Origin of the sequence: Eikenella corrodens (assembly GCF_003990355.1) — a bacterium.
GTDB lineage: Bacteria > Pseudomonadota > Gammaproteobacteria > Burkholderiales > Neisseriaceae > Eikenella > Eikenella corrodens_B.
In genome coordinates this window covers 1420039-1439102 of the sequence record NZ_CP034670.1, presented here as the reverse complement: position 1 = coordinate 1439102, position 19064 = coordinate 1420039, and the positions used below count along the sequence as shown (strand labels likewise).

Genomic DNA, 19064 nt, shown 5'->3' with positions numbered 1-19064 from the left:
CAGGTAGCCTTTATGCCCGCCATCCCCACGCACTACCGCAACCTGCGCGTGTCCGAAACCGCTTCGGATAAGGAGATACGCGAGGCCTACCTCCGCCTGTCGAAACGCTATCATCCCGATTTCAATCCCGACAACCCAGAAGCCCTGCGCATCATGCAGATGGTAAACAAGGCCTACGCCGTGTTGTCCGATCCCGAACAGCGCAAACGGCACGATGCCTGGATTGCCGCCCAGCGACAAGCCAAAGCCACCAATCCCTTGCTGCAACAAGCCGCCGCACGGCAGCAGGCCAAGCTGATGCCTTGGCCTCAGAAGCTGAAAGCGCAGTGGCAGCGGCTGCGTGCGAATAAAGCATTTTGGCTGGTGTTCGGCACCGGCCTGTTGCTTGGGCTGCTGGTGTTGCAGCTTTGGTGGTGGCTGGATAAAACTCCAGCTGCGCCTCAAGATACGCCTTCTGCCGTAAGCCAGCTGGCCGCCCAGGGCAGCGCCTACCAACGCCCGGCCAAAGCCCCCAACGGCAACATCTGGCCGTATTTTTCCGACTATATTTCCGGCTACCCCGTGGCCGCGCAAAACGGCATGTCCATCGCCAGTATCGCCAACCACGGCGCCGACCGCATGGTGGAGCTGCAAATGCAGCAAGACGGCAGCTGGCAAAACATCCGCACTTTCTACATGCCCGAGAAGGGGTTCTTCACCCTCTACGAACTCGGCGCCGGCCAATACCGCCTGCTCTATCTCGACTTAGACAGCGGCCGCCATACCCAAACCGATGTTTGGCAAATAGAAAAACAAAATGATGCGCCGGTCTATCCCGATGCCAGCATCACCCTCCCGCCCACACAGCAAGGACAATCATGAGCGCCTCTCCCGCCGCCAAATATACAGAAGAAACCGTACTTTGGGTAAAACGCCACACGCCCAAACTGATGAGTTTCGCCATCAGCCGCCCCGAAGAATACCGTTTTGCCGCCGGCCAATTTTCCCGCCTCGGCTTTCCCGAAGGCAGCGGCTTCATCTGGCGCGCCTATTCCGTGGTTTCCGCCGAATACGACGACACCCTCGAATACTTCGCCGTGCTCATCGAAGGCGGCCCCATGTCGGCTCGGTTTGAACAGATGGAAGCCGGCAGCACTATCCTGCTCGATAAAACCGCCACCGGCTTCCTGTTGCCCGAACGCTTCCCCGACGGCAGCGACCTCATCATGCTCAGCACCGGCTCCGGCATTGCCCCCTTCCTCTCCATTTTGCAGCAGCCGCAGATTTGGCAGCGTTTCGACCATCTTGCCCTGACTCATTCCGTTTCCCATGCGAACGAAGCCGTGTTCAACCAGCGTATCCGCGATTTGGCCGAACACCCATTAGTGGGCGAGTATTACGATAAACTGCGCTTCGTTTCCGTGCTCACCCGCGAGCAGCAGCCCGGCAGCCTCAATCAACGCTTGCCACAGCTGTTGGAAAACGGCAGCCTCAGCCAGGCCTTCGGCCTGCCGTTCACCACCGAGCGCAGCCGCTTCATGCTGTGCGGCAACCCCGCCATGGTGAAAGACACCTTCCAAGCCCTGCTCAAGTTCGGCTTTGCCATGCACCGCAACCGCATCCCCGGCCACATCATGATGGAAAACGGCTTTTAAGGCGCATTGGCTTCCGCCGCCTTCGGTAGCGGTGTACCGATGTTGGTATTGGAAAAGGCTACCTGGAACCCAAACCGAGGTTTCAGGTAGCCTTTGATTTGTATTTATAGTGAATTAGCAAAAACTAGTACAGCGTTGGCTCACCTTGCCGTAACGTGTGTACTGTCTGCGGCTCGCTGCCTTGTCCTGATTTTTGTTAATTCACTATATTTCAAACGGCTAATCCACTTCCCGTTCGTGCGGCAGGCGGCCGGCCCAATCACAGGCGAACTGGTAGGCGGTGCGGCCGGAGCGGCTGCCGCGCATTTGCGACCATTGGAGGGCGGCGCGGCGGGTGGTGTCGTCCAGCGGCAGGCCGGCATCGGCCAGCCAGCTTTCGGCGGCGGCGAGATAGTCTTCTTGGCTGAAGGGGTAGAAGCTGAGCCAAAGGCCGAAGCGGTCGGAGAGGGAGACTTTTTCTTCCACGGCTTCCTGCGGGTGTACTTCGCCGCGCTCGCCGGTGTGGGCGAGGTTGTCGGCCATGTGCTCGGTCATCAGGTGGCGGCGGTTGGAGGTGGCATACACCAACACATTGTCGGCACGGCGGGAGAGGCCGCCGTCCAGTGCGGTTTTGAGGGCTTTGTAGCTGTCTTCGCCATCTTCAAAGGAGAGATCGTCGCAAAAAACGATGAATTTTTCGCTGCGCGGGGCGAGCAAATCGAGCAGGGCGGGCAGGCCGACCAGGTCGTGTTTGTCCACTTCGATCAGGCGCAGGCCGCACTCGGCGTATTCGTGCAGCAGGGCTTTGATGAGCGAGGATTTGCCCGTGCCGCGCGCACCGGTGAGCAGGGCGTTGTTGGCTGGGCGGCCAGCGAGGAATTGCTCGGTGTTGCGCACCAGGCGCTGGGTTTGCGGGCTGACGGAGCACAGGCGGGCGAGGGGAAAAGTGTGCGGGCGGGGCAGGGCGGTGAGCAAGCCGCCGTTGCCGTGTTTCTGCCAGCGGAAGGCGATGGCTTGCCAATCGGGTTCACGCTGTTCGGGCGGCAGGATTTGGTCGAGGCGGCGCAGTACGGAGGCGGCTTGCGTGAGGAAGGGTTTGAGTTTCATGGCGCGGTTGGATGGCTGGTTATCAAAGGAGAGAAGGCTACCTGAAAATGGCGGTACGGCACAAGGGGCAGGGCGGCGATAGCCGGTTGCTATGGCAATGGAAATTGTCATTTGCCCGCTCTGGCAGTATCATTGCCCATTTTTCAGAAAAGCCGCCATGAGCACCGCATTGATTCAAGACTACCTGCGCACCCAAGGCCTGAAACTGCCGGCAGAGGCGGTGCAGATAGCTATGCTCACCGCCGACAGCGTGATGGCGGCGGGCAGGGCGGAGATTGAGCCGGAAATCCTGTGGTATCGCGGGGCAGACGGCGCATTGGAGCAGCATCTGCCGCGCAACGAAGCGCACCACGCCCGGCTGCGCCAAATCTTTATGGCGCTCGATTCCGCCTACACCGCCAGCCCATGCCGCAGTGCCGCTGTGTATCTGCTGCACACGCCGGGCTGCCTGTTGCACCTGGTGGCGCAAGGCGAGCCGCTGGAAAAGCTGCTCGCGGTAGAGCAAGACTTAGAAGCTGCACACACTGTCCACCTGGCCGCGCGCAGCGCGCAAACCGGCTGGCTGAACCAAATAGACGATGTTGCCCAATGGCTGCAAAACGGCGACCTTGCCGGCAGCCGACACCGCCCCGGCAGCCAGCTGGCCGTGCCGGTATGCGCCGAAAACGGCTGCGTGCTCGGCGTGGTGTATCTCGAGCATGGCCACACCGCCGCCTTCGACGAAGCCGCCCAAAGCATCTGGGTCGGCCTGGCTCTCGCCCTGGCCGAACCGCTCGCCGCCTTGTTGCAACCGGAAGAAGGCACCGAATAAAGGCTACCTGAAACTTCAACACAACCATTCCACACACAACACAACAAGTAACTACCATGACCCCGCTAAAATTCATCGCCTCCTGCCGCCTGCCTACCGAATACGGCGTCTTCACCATGCACGGCTTCGAAGAGCCTGGCGGCCAAGAACACATCGCCCTGAGCATGGGCGACATCGCCAACGGCGAGCCCGTGCTCTCCCGCATCCACTCCGAATGCCTCACCGGCGACGCGCTGTTTTCGCAAAAATGCGACTGCGGCCCCCAGCTGCAAGCCGCCATGCAGGCCGTGCAGCGCGAAGGGCGCGGCGTGATTGTGTATCTGCGCCAAGAAGGGCGCGGCATCGGCCTCATCAATAAAATCCGCGCCTACGCGCTGCAAGACCAAGGCCTCGACACCGTAGAAGCCAACCTCGCGCTCGGCCTGCCCGTAGACGCCCGCGATTTCAGCTTGGCCCAAGCTATCTACCAACACCTCGGCGTCCGCTCCATCCGCCTGCTCACCAACAATCCCGATAAAGTCAGCAAAATGGCACAAAGCGGCATTCAAATCACCGAACGCGTGCCGCTTTTGGTGGGGCAAAACAGCGAGAATACAGGCTACCTGAAAACCAAAGCCGCCAAACTCGGCCATTTGATCGACAACTGATTGTTCAGGTAGCCTCCCGCCCCAAGGCTACCTGAAACCTAAAATCCACCCAACAAAGGCAACTTCCATGACCCTCCGCATCGGACAAGGCTACGACGTCCACCAGCTCGTGCCCGGCCGCCCGCTCATCCTCGGCGGCGTAACCATCCCCTTTGAAAAAGGCCTGCTCGGCCACTCCGACGCCGACGCCCTACTACATGCCGTCACCGATGCCCTGCTCGGCGCCGCCGCCTTGGGCGACATCGGCACCCACTTCCCCGACACCGCCGCCGAACATAAAGACGCCGACAGCCGCGCCCTGCTGCGCCAAGCCTACGCCGCCGTGCAAGCCCAAGGCTGGCGCGTTGTGAACGTGGACAGCACCGTCATCGCCCAGCAGCCCAAACTGCGCCCCCATATCGGCGCCATGCGCGCCAACATCGCTGCCGACTTGGGGCTGGCTGAGAACTGCGTCAATATCAAAGGCAAAACCAACGAAAAACTCGGCTACCTCGGCCGCATGGAAGGCATCGAAGCCCAAGCCGTGGTGCTGCTGGAAAAGGCCGTCGGATAAAACCCGAAGCCCGCATATAAAAACAAAAAACGGGCGGCAGGGGCGCGGATTTGCCAAGCCGCCCGTTTTTCAGGTAGCCTCAAGCCCCATCAGGCTACCTGAAACCGGATTTTCCCCTCCTTCCTTTTTCAGGTAGCCTCTCTGCCACCCGCTAGAAAGGCCGTACGATGAAATTCACCAATCTCCACCAAAACTTCATTCTCCTCGCCCCGCTCAGCATCAAGCAACACCTTGAAAACCGCGCCTTCTGGCCCACCTTCATCAGCGAAATCACCCCCTTCGCAGGAAAAATCAAAGGCATACCGCGCATCGGTGCCAGCCAATATGACAGCAACGGGAAAGTCAAACTCGGCCGCCTATCGTGGCGCTCGGAAGTGTTGCAAAAACTTGCCGATAACTACTACCTCAGCGCCCAGCCGGAAACCTTTAAATTTTCCTACCTCAGTGCCGATTTCCCCAGCCCCGTTACCTGTTCCAAGCAAGACACCACACCGGCACTTACCCTGATGCTGCATGACGCCACCTATGTCGGCCTGCCGCAGAGCGGCCTGCTGCTCAGCTTCCGCCAAGATTATTTCGACGAACTGGGCGAAACCGCCGTGCACGAATTGCTCAACCGCCTCAGCGCGCTGCTGCAAGCCGGTTTGCGCTTGCGGAAACAAACGCAATACGCCTACCCCTGCAAGGAAGGCCTTTCCGGCGCATGGCAAGACTGCATCATGGATTTATTCCCCACCGATGCCGCCGGGCTTACGAAAAAAGGCTGGGAAATTAAAAAAGATTTTGCCGGCTGGGCAAAGTTCTAAACCCCGTCCGCCAAAGCAAAAGGGCAGGGCGACCGCATACCCAAACTCCCGCCCGCATAGTAGAATAAGGCTACCTGAAAACATCGGCTGCTTTCCCGCGCCGCCGAAACAACAATCCAAGGAGAACCCATGTCCGCCCAAGACCAACTCAAACGCACCGCCGCCAAAAAAGCCCTCGAATTCGTGCCCGAAAACGCCTACATCGGCATCGGCACCGGCAGCACCGTAAACTTTTTCATCGAAGAACTGGCCAATAGCGGCATCCGCATCAAAGGCGCCGTTTCCACCTCCAAAGCCACCAGCGAACTCTTAAAACAACACGGCATCCCCGAAGTGCCGCTTACCGAGGTGGACGATCTGTCCGTGTATATCGACGGCGCCGACGAAGTCAACCACAGCCTGCAAATGATTAAAGGCGGCGGCGGCGCGCTGTTGGCCGAAAAAATCGTGGCCAGCGCCGCCGAAAAATTCGTCTGCATCGTAGATGAAAGCAAATACGTTTCCCGGCTGGGCAAATTCCCGCTGCCGATCGAAATCATCCCCGCCGCCCGCTCGCTGGTATCGCGCCAGCTGCTCAAATACGGCGGCAGCCCACAGCTCCGCTTGAATTTCACCACCGACAGCGGCCACAAAATCATCGACGTGCACGATATGCCCATCAACGAGCCGCTCAAACTGGAAGACGAGCTCAACCGCATTCCCGGCATCGTGGAAAACGGCCTGTTCGCCCGCCATCCCGCCCACGTACTGATTATCGGCCGTGAAGGCGGCGCGGAGGTGATTAAAATCGGCGGCTGATTGCTTCCTACCCATATCAGACAAGGCAGCGTCGTTGTGCCGCTGTATCGCGCAAGAAATTTCAGGTAGCCCCTATGGTTTCCATAGGCTGCCTGAAAATCAAACAGCCGTAAAAACAGGCTACCTGAAAACTTTCAGGTAGCCTGTTTGTCATGCGGCAGTGTTGAGGCTTACATCACTTCCAGCGTATCAATGCCCAAGAGATTGAGGCCGGTTTGCAGGGTTTGGCCGGTGAGGGCGGCCAGCTGCAGGCGGGTGTTGCGGACGCTGCCTTCGGCTTTGAGGATGGGGCAGGCTTCGTAGAAGCGGGAGAATAGGGTGGCCACTTGGTAGAGGTAGGCGGCGAGATAGTGCGGGTAGGAGCTGTCGGCCACGGTTTGCAGCACGTCTTCAAACTTCAAAAGCTCGGCGGCAAGCTGGCATTCCAGGGGCTCGGTGAGCACGGGTTGTTCGGTTCGGCTCCATTCGCCGGCTTTTTTCAACACACTTTGCACGCGGGTGTAGGCGTATTGCAAATAGGGGGCGGTGTTGCCTTCGAAGGAGAGCATATTGTCCCAATCGAAGATGTAGTCGCTGGTGCGGTTTTTGCTCAAATCAGCGTATTTCACGGCACCGATGCCGACGCTGCGGGCGATTTGGGCGGCGGTGGCATTGTCCAGTTCGGGATTTTTCTCTTTCACCAAGGCAGTGGCGCGTTCTACGGCTTCATCGAGCAGTTCAACCAGCTTCACGGTGTCGCCGCTGCGGGTTTTGAAGGGTTTGCCGTCTTTGCCCATCATGGTGCCGAAGCCGATGAATTCGGCTTGTACGCTTTCGGGCAGGTAGCCTGCCAGGCGGGAAGTGGCAAATAGTTGGCCGAAATGCAGGCCTTGGCGGTGGTCGACTACATAAAGCAGGCGGTTGCCTTTGAGCCGGCCCACGTAGTCGCGGATGCAGGCCAAATCGGTGGTGGAATAGAGGAAACCGCCGCCTTTTTTCTGCACGATGTAAGCGGCAGGTTCACCTTCTTTGTTTTTAAATTCGTCGAGGAAGACCACTTTCGCGCCGTCGTCTTCCACGGCCAGGCCTTTGGCGATTAAGTCGTCTACCACGGGTTGCAGGTCGTCGTTGTATTTGGATTCGCCGGCCACGTCTTCGCGTGTGAGTAGCAAGCCGAGTTTGGCATACACTTTTTCGGCATGTTGCAGTGATATTTCCACAAACTGCCGCCACAGTGCGAGCACGGCTTCGTCGCCGCCTTGCAGTTTCACCACGTATTCGCGCGCGGTGTCGGCAAAGGCCGGGTCTTCGTCGAAACGCACTTTGGCATTGCGGTAGAACTGCTCCAGGTCGGCCAGTTCGAAATGTTCGTTTTGCGCCTGCTGTTCCACCAAGTAGGCCACCAACATGCCGAATTGGGTGCCCCAGTCGCCCACGTGGTTTTGCGCGATGACACGGTGGCCGAGGAAGGAGTGGACGCGGTTTAAGCTGTCGCCGATGATGCTGGAGCGCAGGTGGCCGACGTGCATTTCTTTGGCCAGGTTGGGCGAGGAGTAGTCGATGACGATGGTTTGCGGTGCGGCGGCCTGCGCCACGCCGAGGCGGCCGCTTTGCAGGGCGGCGTGCACTTGTTTGGCCAAAAATTGCGGGTTCAGGCGCAGGTTGATGAAGCCGGGGCCGGCCACTTCGGCGGAGGCAATCAGCCCGTTGCCGCCCATCGCGTCGGCCACTTTCTGCGCCAGCTCGCGCGGGTTTTGTTTGCGCTGCTTGGCAGCGCCCATCACGCCGTTGATTTGGAAATCGCCGAACTCGGGGTTTTTGGCCGGTTGCAATACTACCGGCGCGCCTTTGATACCGGCCGCGGCAAAGGCCTGTTCGGCTTCGCGGTTGAGGAGGTGGGATAAGTTCATGATGTTTTCAGCTTGGGTAGATAAACGATAAAAAAATCTGTGATTTAGTTTCTGATTAAACGTTGCACGGCAGCGGCGGCCAGCAGGGTGGCGGCGATGCCGCATATGGTGTGCAGCGCCAGAATCAGGCCGGCGGGCAGCCATTGCTTATTCAGCAGGCGTTCGGATACTTCGCCGGAGAGCGCGGAAAAGGTAGTGAGGCTGCCGAGGAAGCCCACTGCCAGCGCATTTTGCAGCGGCTGGGCAAGCGGCTTGCCGGCCAACAGTAAGCCCAATACCGCACCGGCCAGCAGGCAGCCGAGCAGGTTGGACAGCCAAGTGCCGAAAGCGAATTGGGCAAACAGCGGATTGAAACGCAAACCCAGTTGCCAACGCAACAAGGCGCCGATGGCGGCGCCGACGGCAATCAGAGCGGGCTGGCTATAAGACGGGTGCATTTTCAGGTAGCCTCTTGGCGGCAGGCGGACGGTATGGCTGCGCTGTACTAAACGGGTAGCCGTTTGTTTTTATGCCGGTTTAATTTTTCAGGTAGCCTTAAAGCGCTTCAATCAGCTGCAATACCATTTTGGCCGAATGCACGGAGGCGGTTTTCAAAAAGGTTTCAAAGCTGGTGTCGGCTTCTTCGTCGGCGAGGTCGGAAATGGCGCGAACCACCACAAACGGCACGCCGAAGCGGTGGCAGCTTTGGGCGATGGCGGCGGCTTCCATTTCCACTGCCTGCGCGTCGGGGAAATGGCGGCGCACTTCGGCCACGGATTCGCTGCTGTGCACGAATTGGTCGCCGCTCACGATTAAGCCGCGGTGCACGGCGGCGTGTTCGAATGCGGCGGCGGCTTTTTCGGCGGCGGCGCACAGGGCGGGGTCGGATTCGAAACGCGCGGGCATTCGCGGCACATGGCCGATGGCGTAGCCGAAGGCGGTAACGTCCACATCGTGGTGCGCGGTTTGCGTGCCGATTACCACGTCGCCCACTTTCAGCCCGCTGCCCAGTCCGCCTGCGCTGCCGGTGTTGATGACGAAATCGGGGCGGTGCTGCAGCACCAGGGCGGTGCTGAGCGCGGCGTTCACTTTGCCGATGCCGCTTAAGGCCAATACGACGTTCTTACCGGCGTATTCGCCGCAGTAGATATCGAAATCGGCCAGGTGTTCGCTGCGCAGGTTTTGCAGGCTCTCTTGAAGCAGGGAGATTTCCGGCGGCATGGCGCCGATGAGGGCGATGGTTTGGGGCATGATGGGTTCTTCTTATCAAACCGCCTGCACGGGCAATGGGCGCGGGCGGCGTATGGATAGCAAAAACGCACTGCCTGTGAGCAACAGCCAGTGCGCTGGGGATGCCTGCTTATTGCTCGGCTTCGGCGGCAGGTTTCTGCTCGGCGGGCGGCTGCAGGCTCACGGCGCGTGCCGGAACAATGGTGGAAATCGCGTGTTTGTACACCATTTGCGTTACCGAAGTGTTGCGCAGCAGCACCACATATTGGTCAAACGACTCTACCTGTCCTTGCAGTTTGATGCCGTTCACCAAATAGATGGATACCGGCACGTGTTCTTTGCGCAGTGCGTTCAAAAAAGGATCTTGTAACATTTGTCCTTTGGTTGCCATAGTTTATTTCACTCCGATTATTTTTGTTCAAACTTTTTCAGGTAACCTTCCCGGCGGGGTGTTCTCCGGACGGGGCGGCCGAAAACTGAAAAGGTGGCGAATTGTAGCCGTTTGGCACGGCTTTTTCCAACCCTTTTACGCAAGCTATGGAAGCGTAAAGTTCTTTTTATGAGGCAGGTCAAATGCTCTCTCCGGCGGATTCGTTTATAAGCCTTTGGTATCGTGCCGCTCCTGTATAATCCGGCATTTCGCACACACGCAAAGGAAAACGTTAAGATGGGCATCAAACATTGGCCGGAAAACGAGCGGCCGCGTGAGAAACTGCTGCATCGCGGTGCGGGGGCATTGAGCGACGCGGAGTTGCTGGCCATCCTGCTAAGGGTGGGCACGCAGGGGATGAGCGCGGTGGATTTGGCGCGTTACCTGCTGCAGGAATTCGGCTCACTCAACCGACTGTTTTCCGCGCCTGCCGCCGAACTGACGCAGCATAAGGGCATGGGCGAGGCGGCGTATTGCCAGTTTGCCGTGGTGCGGGAAATCGGGCGGCGCCTGCTGGCCGAGGAAATGCGCGACACCCCGGCTTTCGATTCGCCCGATGCGGTGGCTGATTATCTGGTGCTGCAACTGGCGCACGAGCCGGTGGAAGTGAGCGTGGCGATGCTGTTGAGCAGCAGCCATAAGCTGATTGCCTTTCAGGAGCTGTCGCGCGGCACGGTGGCGGAAAACACGGTGTATATCCGCGAAGTGGCGAAACTTGCCCTGCACTATCATGCGGCTTCGCTGATTATCGCGCACAACCATCCCGGCGGCTCGGCCGAGCCTTCCGAGGCGGATCTGGCCTTTACCCGACAATTGCAGCAGGCGTTGGCGCTGCTGGACGTGCGGCTGCTGGATCATTTTATCGTGGCGGGCAACCGGGCGGTGTCGTTTGCGGCAAACGGCTGGCTGCGGGAATGGGAAACGGATTGAATGGCGGCTAAAGGCCGTTTGATACTCTTGGCTTCGCAGCCATCTTGCCAAGCCCGTTTTCAGGTAGCCTTTCTAGTTAAGAAAAGGGGTTGGGATGATTGGGTGCGATGGCAAGAGTAAAGGCTACCTGAAAATTTTCAGGTAGCCTTTTGCATCGTAATAGCGATTATTTTTTCAACGAATCGCGGATTTCGCGCAACAGCAGGATTTCTTCGGAAGGCTCGGCGGGAGCTTCTTCCGGAGCGGGTTTTTGCAGTTTGCTGATGCCTTTGATTACGGCGAAGATGGCAGTGGCAATGATCAGGAAGCTGATTACGGTGTTGATGAAGAGGCCGATGTTGAGCGTAACCGCACCGGCGGCCTGTGCGGCGGCCAAAGTGGCGTAGCCGTCGGCAGGGGCGTTGGCGCCCGATTTCAGGGTGATGAACAGGTTGGAGAAGTCTACGCCGCCCAAAATCAGGCCGATGGGCGGCATGATCACGTCATCTACCAATGATTTGACGATGCCTGAGAAGGCGGTGCCGACTACCATACCGACAGCAAGGTCGATTACGTTGCCGCGCATAATAAATGCTTTGAATTCGTCGCGTAATGCCATGTGTGTTTCCTTAGAATGGTTAAAAGGGCGGCATGATAATGGTTTTAGCCGCCGCCGTCTTGATGTGTAACGGATAAATTTTGTTAATTGCGGGCGAATGGCTGGAAAATGGGCAGATTGTTTGATTTTAATGTTGTTTATTAGCAGAATATGTCAGTTTATCTGTTAAACATGGGTGTATCACTAAAATAATAAGTTGTGTTGGTTTGCTTTTATTAAGATTGCAGAAGGGCGGCCATTTTGTTTTTAGGTAGCCTCTTGCATACAAGAAAATCAGCCGTAGCCGTATTTCTGTTTTTCTTAGGGCTTGCCAAACACCCGTCTTTCGGGCAAAGTTCGGCGTTTTCTTGTCTCATCGTTCATTTCGTTTGGCAAACCTTTCATTATGTCTGAACCCATTCTCTCGCGACTGGACACCCTGCTTAAAGTGGAAACGCCGGAAGCCATCGATATTTATCTGCGTCCGGCTTCGGTATTCGCCCGCTCGCGCGCCTGGTTTGTCGATTTCATCCTGCGCGGCATTTGGATCATCCTTTCCTCTATGTTGATCAGCTTTATCTTCTCCGGTGCGGTTAACGACGGTGATGGTAACAGTGCAGTTAAAGGCTTGTTTTTCTTCCTGCTGTTTGTGAATATTTTTTTCACATTGTGGCTGTATTTCGTGGTGTTCGAAGTGTGCTGGAACGGGCAGACGCCGGGTAAGAAAATTTTCGGCCTGCGCGTGATCAACGACAACGGCACGCATATTTCCTGGTCGGCTTCATTGCTGCGCAACCTGCTGCGCGTGTTCGACAGCCTGCCTTTTTTCTACGGCATCGGCATGATCTGCGGCCTGTGCAACCCCTACGGCCGCCGCTTGGGCGACATCATGGCTTCTACAGTGGTGGTGTATGTGGATAAAACGCGCGGGCAGGCCGAGCGCATGGATTTGGGCAATATCGAAGCGGTTACCCCGCCCGTGGCGCTCACGCGTGAGGAGCAGCAGGCAATTTTGAGCTTTGTGGAACGCCGCCGCCATTTGAGCGCGGCGCGCACCGGCGAATTGGCGCAAATGATGGTGGGGGCGATTTTCGGCCAACAGGAAGACGAACGCAGCGCCGAGCGGCTGATTTTGGGCTTGGCCAAATATTATGCCGGTGAGCAGCGGAAGGAGGCGGCGTGAGGCAACTGTTTTTTGAAGAACAACATCAGGCGTTCTGGCGCACGTTCGAGCAGGATTTGCAGCAGCTGGAAAAACGGCGCGGCAGCCTGAGTGCGCAGAAAACCGCTTTGTTTATGCAGGACTACCGCACGGTTTGCCATCATTTGGCGGTGGCCACCGACCGCTGCTATTCCGGCGGCCTTACCGATTATCTGCAATATCTGTGCGAACGCGCGCACCAGCTTTTGTATGTGGGGCAGCAGGTATCGCTGTGGGTGCGCTTCCGTGATTTCGTAATGCAAGGTTTCCCGCAGCTGGTACGGCGCGAGAAAAAACTGGTGTGGCTAGCGCATGCGCTGTTTTACCTGCCGTTTATCGTGGCTTTTTTACTCACGGCTTTTGTGCCGGAGAGCGTGGACAAAATCGGCGGTCTGAACCAGGGGCCGATGTTGGCTGAGAACTATAAAGAAATGATGGAGCAGTATGCCGACGGCACCAACCGCGAAGCGTGGCAGAACTTTGCCATGGCGGGCTACTATATTTTCAACAACATCGGCATTGCATTTCAAAGTTTTGCCAGCGGCATTCTGTTCGGTTTGGGCACGGCATACCTTACGGTGATGAATGGTTGGCTAATCGGCGGGGCAATGGGCTATATGACCCGCGACCCCGCCGGGCCGGCCTTTTTCTCGTTTGTGGGCGCGCACGGCGCGTTCGAGCTCACCGGTATCGTGATGGCGGCGGCAGGCGGATTGCGGCTGGGCTTGGCGCTGCTCAAACCGCAGGGTTTGTCGCGGCGCGATGCCTTGCGCATTCAGGGCAAACAGGCGGTGGGGCTGATGAACGGCGGCTTCCTGATGCTGTTTATTGCCGCGTTTATTGAAGGCTTTTGGTCGCCGATTACCAGTATTCCGATGATTTTAAAATATATTGTTTCCATAGTGATGTGGCTTCTAGTGTATGCCTATCTGCTGTATGCAGGCAGGAGGGCGGCATGAATATTTGGGAAACCCGCCTCAATTTCCGCCCGCGCAGCGGCTGGGAGGCTTTAGATTTGGGTACGCGCCTGTTTCAGGAGCGGCCGGCGCTGTATATGGCGGTATGGGCAACCCTGTCGCTGCCGGTGTATGCGCTGGTGCTGGCTTTGTGCTGGCAGCAGCCTGAATGGGGCGGTTTTTTTGTTTGGTGGCTCAAGCCGTTATTCGAAGCGCCGGTGCTGTGGCTGATGTCGCAGCAGGTGTTCGAGCCGCTGCCGCCATACCGGAAATGCATACGCACGGCGTTTCGGCAGATGTGGCGGCCGCGCCTGATTGGCGATCTGACTTGGCGGCGGTTCAGCCTGCGCCGCAGCTTGGTGCTGCCGGTTACGCTGTTGGAAGGGGTAAGCGGCAAGGCCTACCAGCGCCGCTGCAACGAATTATCGCGCCAAAGCGGCGGTGCAGCCGGCTGGCTAGCGGTTTTCGGCATCCATTTGGAGTCTATCCTTGCCTTCGGCCTGCTCTCGATGCTGTTTTGGCTGTGGGTGGGCGATCCGACGCAAAACATCGTAGCCGGTCCGTTTGGCGGGGCTCGCTCCATGGAGGCTTTAGAACAGATTGAGACTTTGGTCTCTTCCGGTCAGGGCATGCTTTTCCAGCATTTGCTCAACGGTATTTATGTGCTGCTGCTGTGCTTTTGGGGGCCGATTTATGTGGCCTGCGGCTTCACGCTTTATCTGAACGCCCGCACCAAGGCCGAAGGCTGGGATATCCGCCTGGCCGCCCGCAAAATCCAAGACCGCCTGTTGGGCAGCAGCAGCGCCTTATGGGCCTTGGCTCTGGCCGTGTTTATCGGCTTCGGTTTTTCAGGTAGCCTGCATGCCGAGCCACTGCCCAGCCGGGAAAAGGTGGAGCAAATCCGTGATAACACCCTGCGCAAAGCGCCGTTTCAAAGCATTAAAACCCAAACTGAATACTGCTGGATCAAATGCGGCAAGGAAGATAACACTCGACAGCAGCGCAGCCTGCCGGATATGCCTGATATAAAGGCTCCTTCGCCAGGTTGGTTTAACGGCCTGATGTATGCCCTAATTGTCCTATTGTTGGCCTTGGTGTTGTGGATTTTATACCGTTGGTATCGGGCCAACGGCGGCTTCGGTTTCGGTTTGAACCAAGGCGAAGAAGTGCCGGAAACCCTGTTCGGCATGAAGATTACGCCCGAGAGCCTGCCCAAAGACGTGGCTTCCACCGTGTTGGCCGAATACGAACGCGATCCGCGCGCCGCCATGAGCCTGCTCTACCGTGCCAGCCTCTCGCAAATCAGCCGCCGCCACGGCCTGCCGCTGCGCAGCAGCGATACCGAAGGCCAGGTGCTCAAACGCGTGCGTCAGCGCCAGCCTCAGCTTTTGGACTACTGGCAGCCGCTCACCGACAACTGGGTGGCGCTGGCCTATGCCCACCGCCTGCCCAAACGCGAAGCGGTGCACAGCCTGTGCCGCCAATACCGCCAAGTGTTCGCCGGCGGGGAACAGGAATTTTCAGGTAGCCTGCGTGCCGCCGGGGAGGGTAGGGCATGAAAAACCTTCGTTCCATCCTCATCGGCCTGACCGCCATATTGCTTATCGGCGGCCTGATTGCCGTTGCCGGGCTTTCTAAGCAGGAAAGCAAAACCTGGCAGTCGCTCGATCCGCAGCAGGAAATGCGCGAAGGCTCGCTCTACGCCCTGAAAACCATGCTCACCCGGTACGGCGTGGAAAATATCCAACATGAGCGCAGCATGTTTGGCTTGGAAAAGCTCAATTCCTACGATAACAACCGCCTGCTGATCGTGGCCGACAACCGCATGCGGGATAAGGAAGATGCCGAACGCCTGCTGGAATGGGTGGGGCGCGGCAACCACCTGGTGATGGCACTGCCCAGCTATGCCAGCGACAATCCGCTGAAAGCAGACGATAAATCAAAAGAGACGGAAGATGATGAAGATACGCAAAACTTCCGTCAAACCATGCTGCGCCAGTTGAAAGTCGGCACCGTGGAACTGGAGGAAACCGACGGCAAAACCCTGCCTAACCTGCCCGCCTGCGTGAAGGCGGCCGAGCAGCGCCGCGAAGCCGCCCGCCAAGTTGGCGACGAAGTTGCTTTGCAGATTGACCAGCATTGCAACGCCGGCTTGAGCAGCATCCAACTGCCCGAGGGCGCCACCATTGAAACCTTCACCGGCTCTGAGTACAGCTCCGACAACGGCTGGGCGGCAAAAGACGGCAAGCTGGTGATGTTCCAAGGTAAAAATGCCTACGGCGCCGTGCAGACCATCCGTGTGCGTTACGGCAATGGCAGCGTATTGCTCACTTGGAACGAAAACTGGCTGGGCAACCCGAGCAGCCCCGATATCGACCGCAACCACCTCGCCCTCTACGACCACCCCTACCTTGCCGTTTATCTGGCTCAAGGGAAAGACGGCATCTTGCTGGCCGAGAAGGTTTACCCGTCCAGCTATAACGACGCCGAGCCGATGCTGTGGAAAATGCTGAAAGCCCAGCCCATACTGTTTGCCGTTGTGCTGGTCGCTGCCGCCGTATTGCTGTGGCGCATCATCGTCCGCGTGGGCGTGGTGCAACAACTGCCGCCTGCGCCGGAGCGCTACCTGAACCAGCACCTGCTCGCACAAGGCCAGTTCCTCACCCGCCACCTGAGCCGCCGCGCCATCCTCAGCGATATGCAGCGCCGCCTGCTCGAAGCCCTGCAACAGCGCCACCCGGCCTGGAAGCAGATGGGCAGCCGCAAACAGCTGGAGTTTTTGTGCGCCCAAACCAAACTGCCGCCCTCCGTGGTCGAACCCTGGCTACGACCCCTACCGGAACAGGTCAATTTGGTGGAGTGGCTGCAAATGATCGCCGCCCACCAGCGCATCGTGCATAAGATAAACCGCTCGTGGTATTAGCGTGGTTGAAGGCTACCTGAAAAGATGAGCACCATGTTTCAGGTAGCCCGAACCAACCTATTTTTCAGGTAGCCTTTTCCAAACCGCAGGCTAGCTGAAACCCAAACCTCCGATTAACCAACGAAACACACAATGCAAAAGGATGATTCGATGACGGACATCAATTTCTCCCAGCCCCGACAAACCAGCGCCAACCCCGCCATCCAGCAGGGCGTGCGCGCCATTCAAGTGCTGCGCACGCGGTTAAACGAAGTGCTCATCGGCCAACAGCAGGTGGTGGACGAAGTGCTCACCGTATTCCTGGCCGGCGGCCACGTGCTGCTCGAAGGCGTGCCGGGCACCGGTAAAACCCTGCTCGTGCGCTCGCTGGCGCAAACCTTCGCCGGCGAATTCCGCCGCATCCAGTTTACTCCCGACCTGATGCCGTCTGACGTGACCGGTCACTACCGCTACGATGCGCAAAACAGCCGCTTCGAGCTGCGCCAAGGCCCGGTGTTCACCCATCTTCTGCTTGCCGACGAAATCAACCGCGCCCCGGCCAAAACCCAATCCGCCCTGCTCGAAGTGATGCAGGAGCGCAGCGTAACGCTCGACGGCCACACCCACCACCTGCCCAGCCCCTTTATGGTATTGGCCACGCAAAACCCGATCGAGCAGGAAGGCACCTATCCGCTGCCCGAAGCCCAGCTCGACCGCTTCATGTTCAAAGTGATGATCGGCTATCCCGCCCCGGCCGACGAAGCACGCATGCTGAATGCCGTCATCAACAGCAGCAACAACGACCTGCTCAGCGGCAGCCAGCCCGCGCACGTGTTCCAGCCGCAGCAGATCGAGCAGCTGAAAAAACTGGTGGCGCAGGTGGGCGTCGATCCGCAGATTATCGACTACACCGTGCGCCTGGTGACCGCCACCCGCGACTGGCCTGCCTTATCCGTGGGCGCCGGGCCGCGCGCAGGCATCGCCCTCATCAGCTGCGCCCGCGCCTACGCCCTGCTGGCCGGCCGCGATTTCGTTACCCCCGACGACATCAAAGCCATCTGGCTGCCCGCCATGCGCCACCGCGTGCGCCTTTCCACCCAAATGGAAATGGAAGGCATCCAAGTGGAGCAGGTGTTGAACGAACTGGCCGCCTCCGTGCCCGCCCCGCGCTTGTAAGGCCTGCCCATGAGACCATCCAGACTGCTGGTGCTGCTGTTTGCCGCCCTCGTTGCCGTGTGCACCGCCGGCTGGCTGGCAGGCTACCTGAATGCAGATAACGGCCGCATCGTCCAATACATCGCCGGCGGCCTCGCCCTCCTGCTCGCCCTGGCCGCGCTGGTTGATGCCTTCTGGCAGCGCCGCCAGCCCGAGCCGAACTGGGAGCGCAGCCTGCCGCATCAGTTTATCCAAGGCCGGCCGCACGAAGTGGAGCTCACGCTCACCCCGCCTGCCAAAGGCCGCTGGCGGCAGCCGCAAACCATCCTGGTGGCCGACCTGTTTCCGCCCGACTGGGACACCGACACCCCGCACCTGATTATCGACACGCTGCCCGGCCGCCTTTCCACCATCCGCTACCGGCTCACCCCGCGCCGGCGCGGCCGTGCCGAATTTGCCGGCATCGAATACTGGCTCGCCAGCCCGCTCGGCCTGTGGCAGCGGCGGCATCGGCAGGAGCTGCCCGGCAAAGTGGACGTGCTGCCCGATTTCAGCCGCATCCTCGGTGCCGATTTAATCGGCCTGCAACGCTGGCTCAACCTCGTGGGCGTGAAAAAACTGCCGCGCCTAGGCCTCGGCCAAGACTTCCACCAGCTGCGCGACTACCAAGACGGCGACGACATCCGCAATATCGACTGGAAAGCCACCTCCCGCATGAGCCGCCCCATCGTGCGCACCTATCAAGACGAGCAAGACCAACAGCTCATCTTCCTGCTCGACTGCGGCCGCAATATGCGCCTGCAAATGGAAGGCAAAAGCCATTTCGACCATGCCCTGCAGGCCATGCTGCTGCTTTCCTACACCGCGCTCAAGCACGGCGACGCCGTCGGCCTGCTCACCTTCGCCCATCCCGTGGCCCGCTTCGTGCCGCCGCACAAGGGCATGGAGCAGCTCGGCCGCCTGGTGCAGGGCGTGTTCGATATCGAGCCCTCGCAGCAGGCTGCCGATTTTGAAAGCGCTGTGAACTTATTGCTGCAAAAGCAGAAACGCCGCGCCCTCGTGGTGGTGCTCTCCCACCTGAACCACGAAGACAGCCGCCACCTGCTGCAACACATCCAGCGCCTGCGCAAACACCACATGGTTTTATTCGGCGGCCTGCGCCCGCTTGCCCCCGAAGAAGTGCGCCAACAGCCCGTGCGCAACGAAGCAGACGCCCAAGCCTACCTCGGCGCCCTGCAATACGAAAGCCACGTGGCCGAAGCCATCCGCCACTTCGATGCCGCCCGCATCAACGCCATCAATGTTTTGCCCAACCAACTGAGCACCGAACTCATCAACCGCTACCTCCAGCTCAAACGCCGCCAGGCGTGGTAATGGGGAGTGCCCGAAAATACCAGAGGCTACCTGAAAAATGGACATTCGTTTTTCAGGTAGCCTCTCGGTGTTTTCGGATATATGGAAATTACGGAATAAGCGGCAT

At 58.7% G+C, this 19064-nt stretch carries 20 protein-coding genes; 14 read left to right on the top strand and 6 right to left on the bottom strand.

Annotated features, from left to right (window positions below; all coding sequences use genetic code 11):
- Positions 1-12 precede the first annotated feature (12 nt).
- On the top strand, positions 13-861 hold the full coding sequence (locus tag ELB75_RS07260) for a J domain-containing protein (protein WP_126983353.1): 849 nt from the start codon (positions 13-15) through the stop codon (positions 859-861).
- Positions 858-1634: a ferredoxin--NADP reductase gene (locus tag ELB75_RS07255; RefSeq protein ID WP_126983352.1), complete on the top strand. Its 777-nt coding sequence runs from the start codon at positions 858-860 to the stop codon at positions 1632-1634. The genes ELB75_RS07260 and ELB75_RS07255 overlap by 4 nt, the downstream gene beginning before the upstream one ends.
- Before the next feature lie 219 nt (positions 1635-1853).
- Here ELB75_RS07255 and ELB75_RS07250 read toward each other — a convergent pair whose 3' ends face one another.
- Entirely contained in the window at positions 1854-2720 is an 867-nt protein-coding gene (locus ELB75_RS07250; RefSeq protein ID WP_126984238.1) for an ATP-binding protein, read from the bottom strand.
- Between the two features lie 157 nt (positions 2721-2877).
- Here ELB75_RS07250 and ELB75_RS07245 point away from each other — a divergent pair, with 157 nt between their 5' ends.
- The 5 genes from ELB75_RS07245 (at position 2878) to rpiA (ending at position 6335) form a co-directional block, all read left to right on the top strand.
- Positions 2878-3531 (top strand): GAF domain-containing protein, encoded by a 654-nt coding sequence (locus ELB75_RS07245; RefSeq protein ID WP_164726844.1) that lies wholly within the window; start codon positions 2878-2880, stop codon positions 3529-3531.
- Between the two features lie 56 nt (positions 3532-3587).
- The gene (gene ribA, locus ELB75_RS07240) at positions 3588-4178 is read left to right on the top strand and encodes a GTP cyclohydrolase II (protein ID WP_126983350.1); all 591 of its coding nucleotides are present in this window, start codon (positions 3588-3590) and stop codon (positions 4176-4178) included.
- Between the two features lie 67 nt (positions 4179-4245).
- Complete coding sequence (gene ispF / locus ELB75_RS07235) at positions 4246-4731, top strand: 2-C-methyl-D-erythritol 2,4-cyclodiphosphate synthase (protein WP_126983349.1); 486 nt, start codon at positions 4246-4248, stop codon at positions 4729-4731.
- Between the two features lie 167 nt (positions 4732-4898).
- Positions 4899-5537 (top strand): hypothetical protein, encoded by a 639-nt coding sequence (locus tag ELB75_RS07230; RefSeq protein WP_126983348.1) that lies wholly within the window; start codon positions 4899-4901, stop codon positions 5535-5537.
- A gap of 129 nt (positions 5538-5666) precedes the next feature.
- The gene (gene rpiA / locus ELB75_RS07225) at positions 5667-6335 is read left to right on the top strand and encodes a ribose-5-phosphate isomerase RpiA (protein ID WP_126983347.1); all 669 of its coding nucleotides are present in this window, start codon (positions 5667-5669) and stop codon (positions 6333-6335) included.
- A gap of 170 nt (positions 6336-6505) precedes the next feature.
- Here rpiA and argS read toward each other — a convergent pair whose 3' ends face one another.
- The 4 genes from argS to hfq form a co-directional block, all read right to left on the bottom strand.
- Positions 6506-8224: an arginine--tRNA ligase gene (argS, locus tag ELB75_RS07220; protein ID WP_126983346.1), complete on the bottom strand. Its 1719-nt coding sequence runs from the start codon at positions 8222-8224 to the stop codon at positions 6506-6508.
- A gap of 44 nt (positions 8225-8268) precedes the next feature.
- On the bottom strand, positions 8269-8661 hold the full coding sequence (locus ELB75_RS07215) for a fluoride efflux transporter FluC (protein WP_126983345.1): 393 nt from the start codon (positions 8659-8661) through the stop codon (positions 8269-8271).
- 97 nt (positions 8662-8758) lie between these two features.
- Entirely contained in the window at positions 8759-9457 is a 699-nt protein-coding gene (locus tag ELB75_RS07210; RefSeq protein ID WP_164726923.1) for a 5'-methylthioadenosine/adenosylhomocysteine nucleosidase, read from the bottom strand.
- A gap of 106 nt (positions 9458-9563) precedes the next feature.
- Positions 9564-9824 carry an RNA chaperone Hfq gene (gene hfq / locus ELB75_RS07205; protein WP_064090710.1) on the bottom strand — a complete coding sequence of 87 codons (261 nt, stop codon included), beginning with the start codon at positions 9822-9824 and terminating at the stop codon, positions 9564-9566.
- A gap of 276 nt (positions 9825-10100) precedes the next feature.
- On the opposite strand from hfq, the gene radC reads away from it, so the two are divergent.
- On the top strand, positions 10101-10793 hold the full coding sequence (gene radC / locus ELB75_RS07200) for a RadC family protein (protein WP_126983343.1): 693 nt from the start codon (positions 10101-10103) through the stop codon (positions 10791-10793).
- 166 nt (positions 10794-10959) lie between these two features.
- Here radC and mscL read toward each other — a convergent pair whose 3' ends face one another.
- A complete protein-coding gene (gene mscL / locus ELB75_RS07195) occupies positions 10960-11391 on the bottom strand; it encodes a large conductance mechanosensitive channel protein MscL (protein ID WP_064090708.1) in 432 nt (143 codons plus the stop codon).
- A 385-nt stretch (positions 11392-11776) separates the two neighbouring features.
- Between mscL and ELB75_RS07190 the strand changes: the two genes are divergently transcribed.
- The 6 genes from ELB75_RS07190 to ELB75_RS07165 all read left to right on the top strand — a co-directional run bounded on the left by ELB75_RS07190 (position 11777) and on the right by ELB75_RS07165 (position 18958).
- Positions 11777-12553 carry an RDD family protein gene (locus tag ELB75_RS07190; protein ID WP_126983342.1) on the top strand — a complete coding sequence of 259 codons (777 nt, stop codon included), beginning with the start codon at positions 11777-11779 and terminating at the stop codon, positions 12551-12553.
- The gene (locus ELB75_RS07185) at positions 12550-13530 is read left to right on the top strand and encodes a stage II sporulation protein M (protein WP_126983341.1); all 981 of its coding nucleotides are present in this window, start codon (positions 12550-12552) and stop codon (positions 13528-13530) included. Before ELB75_RS07190 ends, ELB75_RS07185 begins: the two co-directional genes overlap by 4 nt.
- Positions 13527-15086, top strand: coding sequence for a DUF4129 domain-containing protein (locus ELB75_RS07180; protein WP_126983340.1), 1560 nt, complete (start codon positions 13527-13529; stop codon positions 15084-15086). The genes ELB75_RS07185 and ELB75_RS07180 overlap by 4 nt, the downstream gene beginning before the upstream one ends.
- Positions 15083-16450, top strand: a complete 1368-nt coding sequence (locus ELB75_RS07175) for a DUF4350 domain-containing protein (RefSeq protein ID WP_126983339.1) — start codon at positions 15083-15085, stop codon at positions 16448-16450. The genes ELB75_RS07180 and ELB75_RS07175 overlap by 4 nt, the downstream gene beginning before the upstream one ends.
- Before the next feature lie 150 nt (positions 16451-16600).
- A complete protein-coding gene (locus ELB75_RS07170) occupies positions 16601-17605 on the top strand; it encodes an AAA family ATPase (RefSeq protein WP_126983338.1) in 1005 nt (334 codons plus the stop codon).
- Between the two features lie 9 nt (positions 17606-17614).
- A complete protein-coding gene (locus tag ELB75_RS07165) occupies positions 17615-18958 on the top strand; it encodes a DUF58 domain-containing protein (RefSeq protein ID WP_126983337.1) in 1344 nt (447 codons plus the stop codon).
- Positions 18959-19064: the final 106 nt, after the last annotated feature.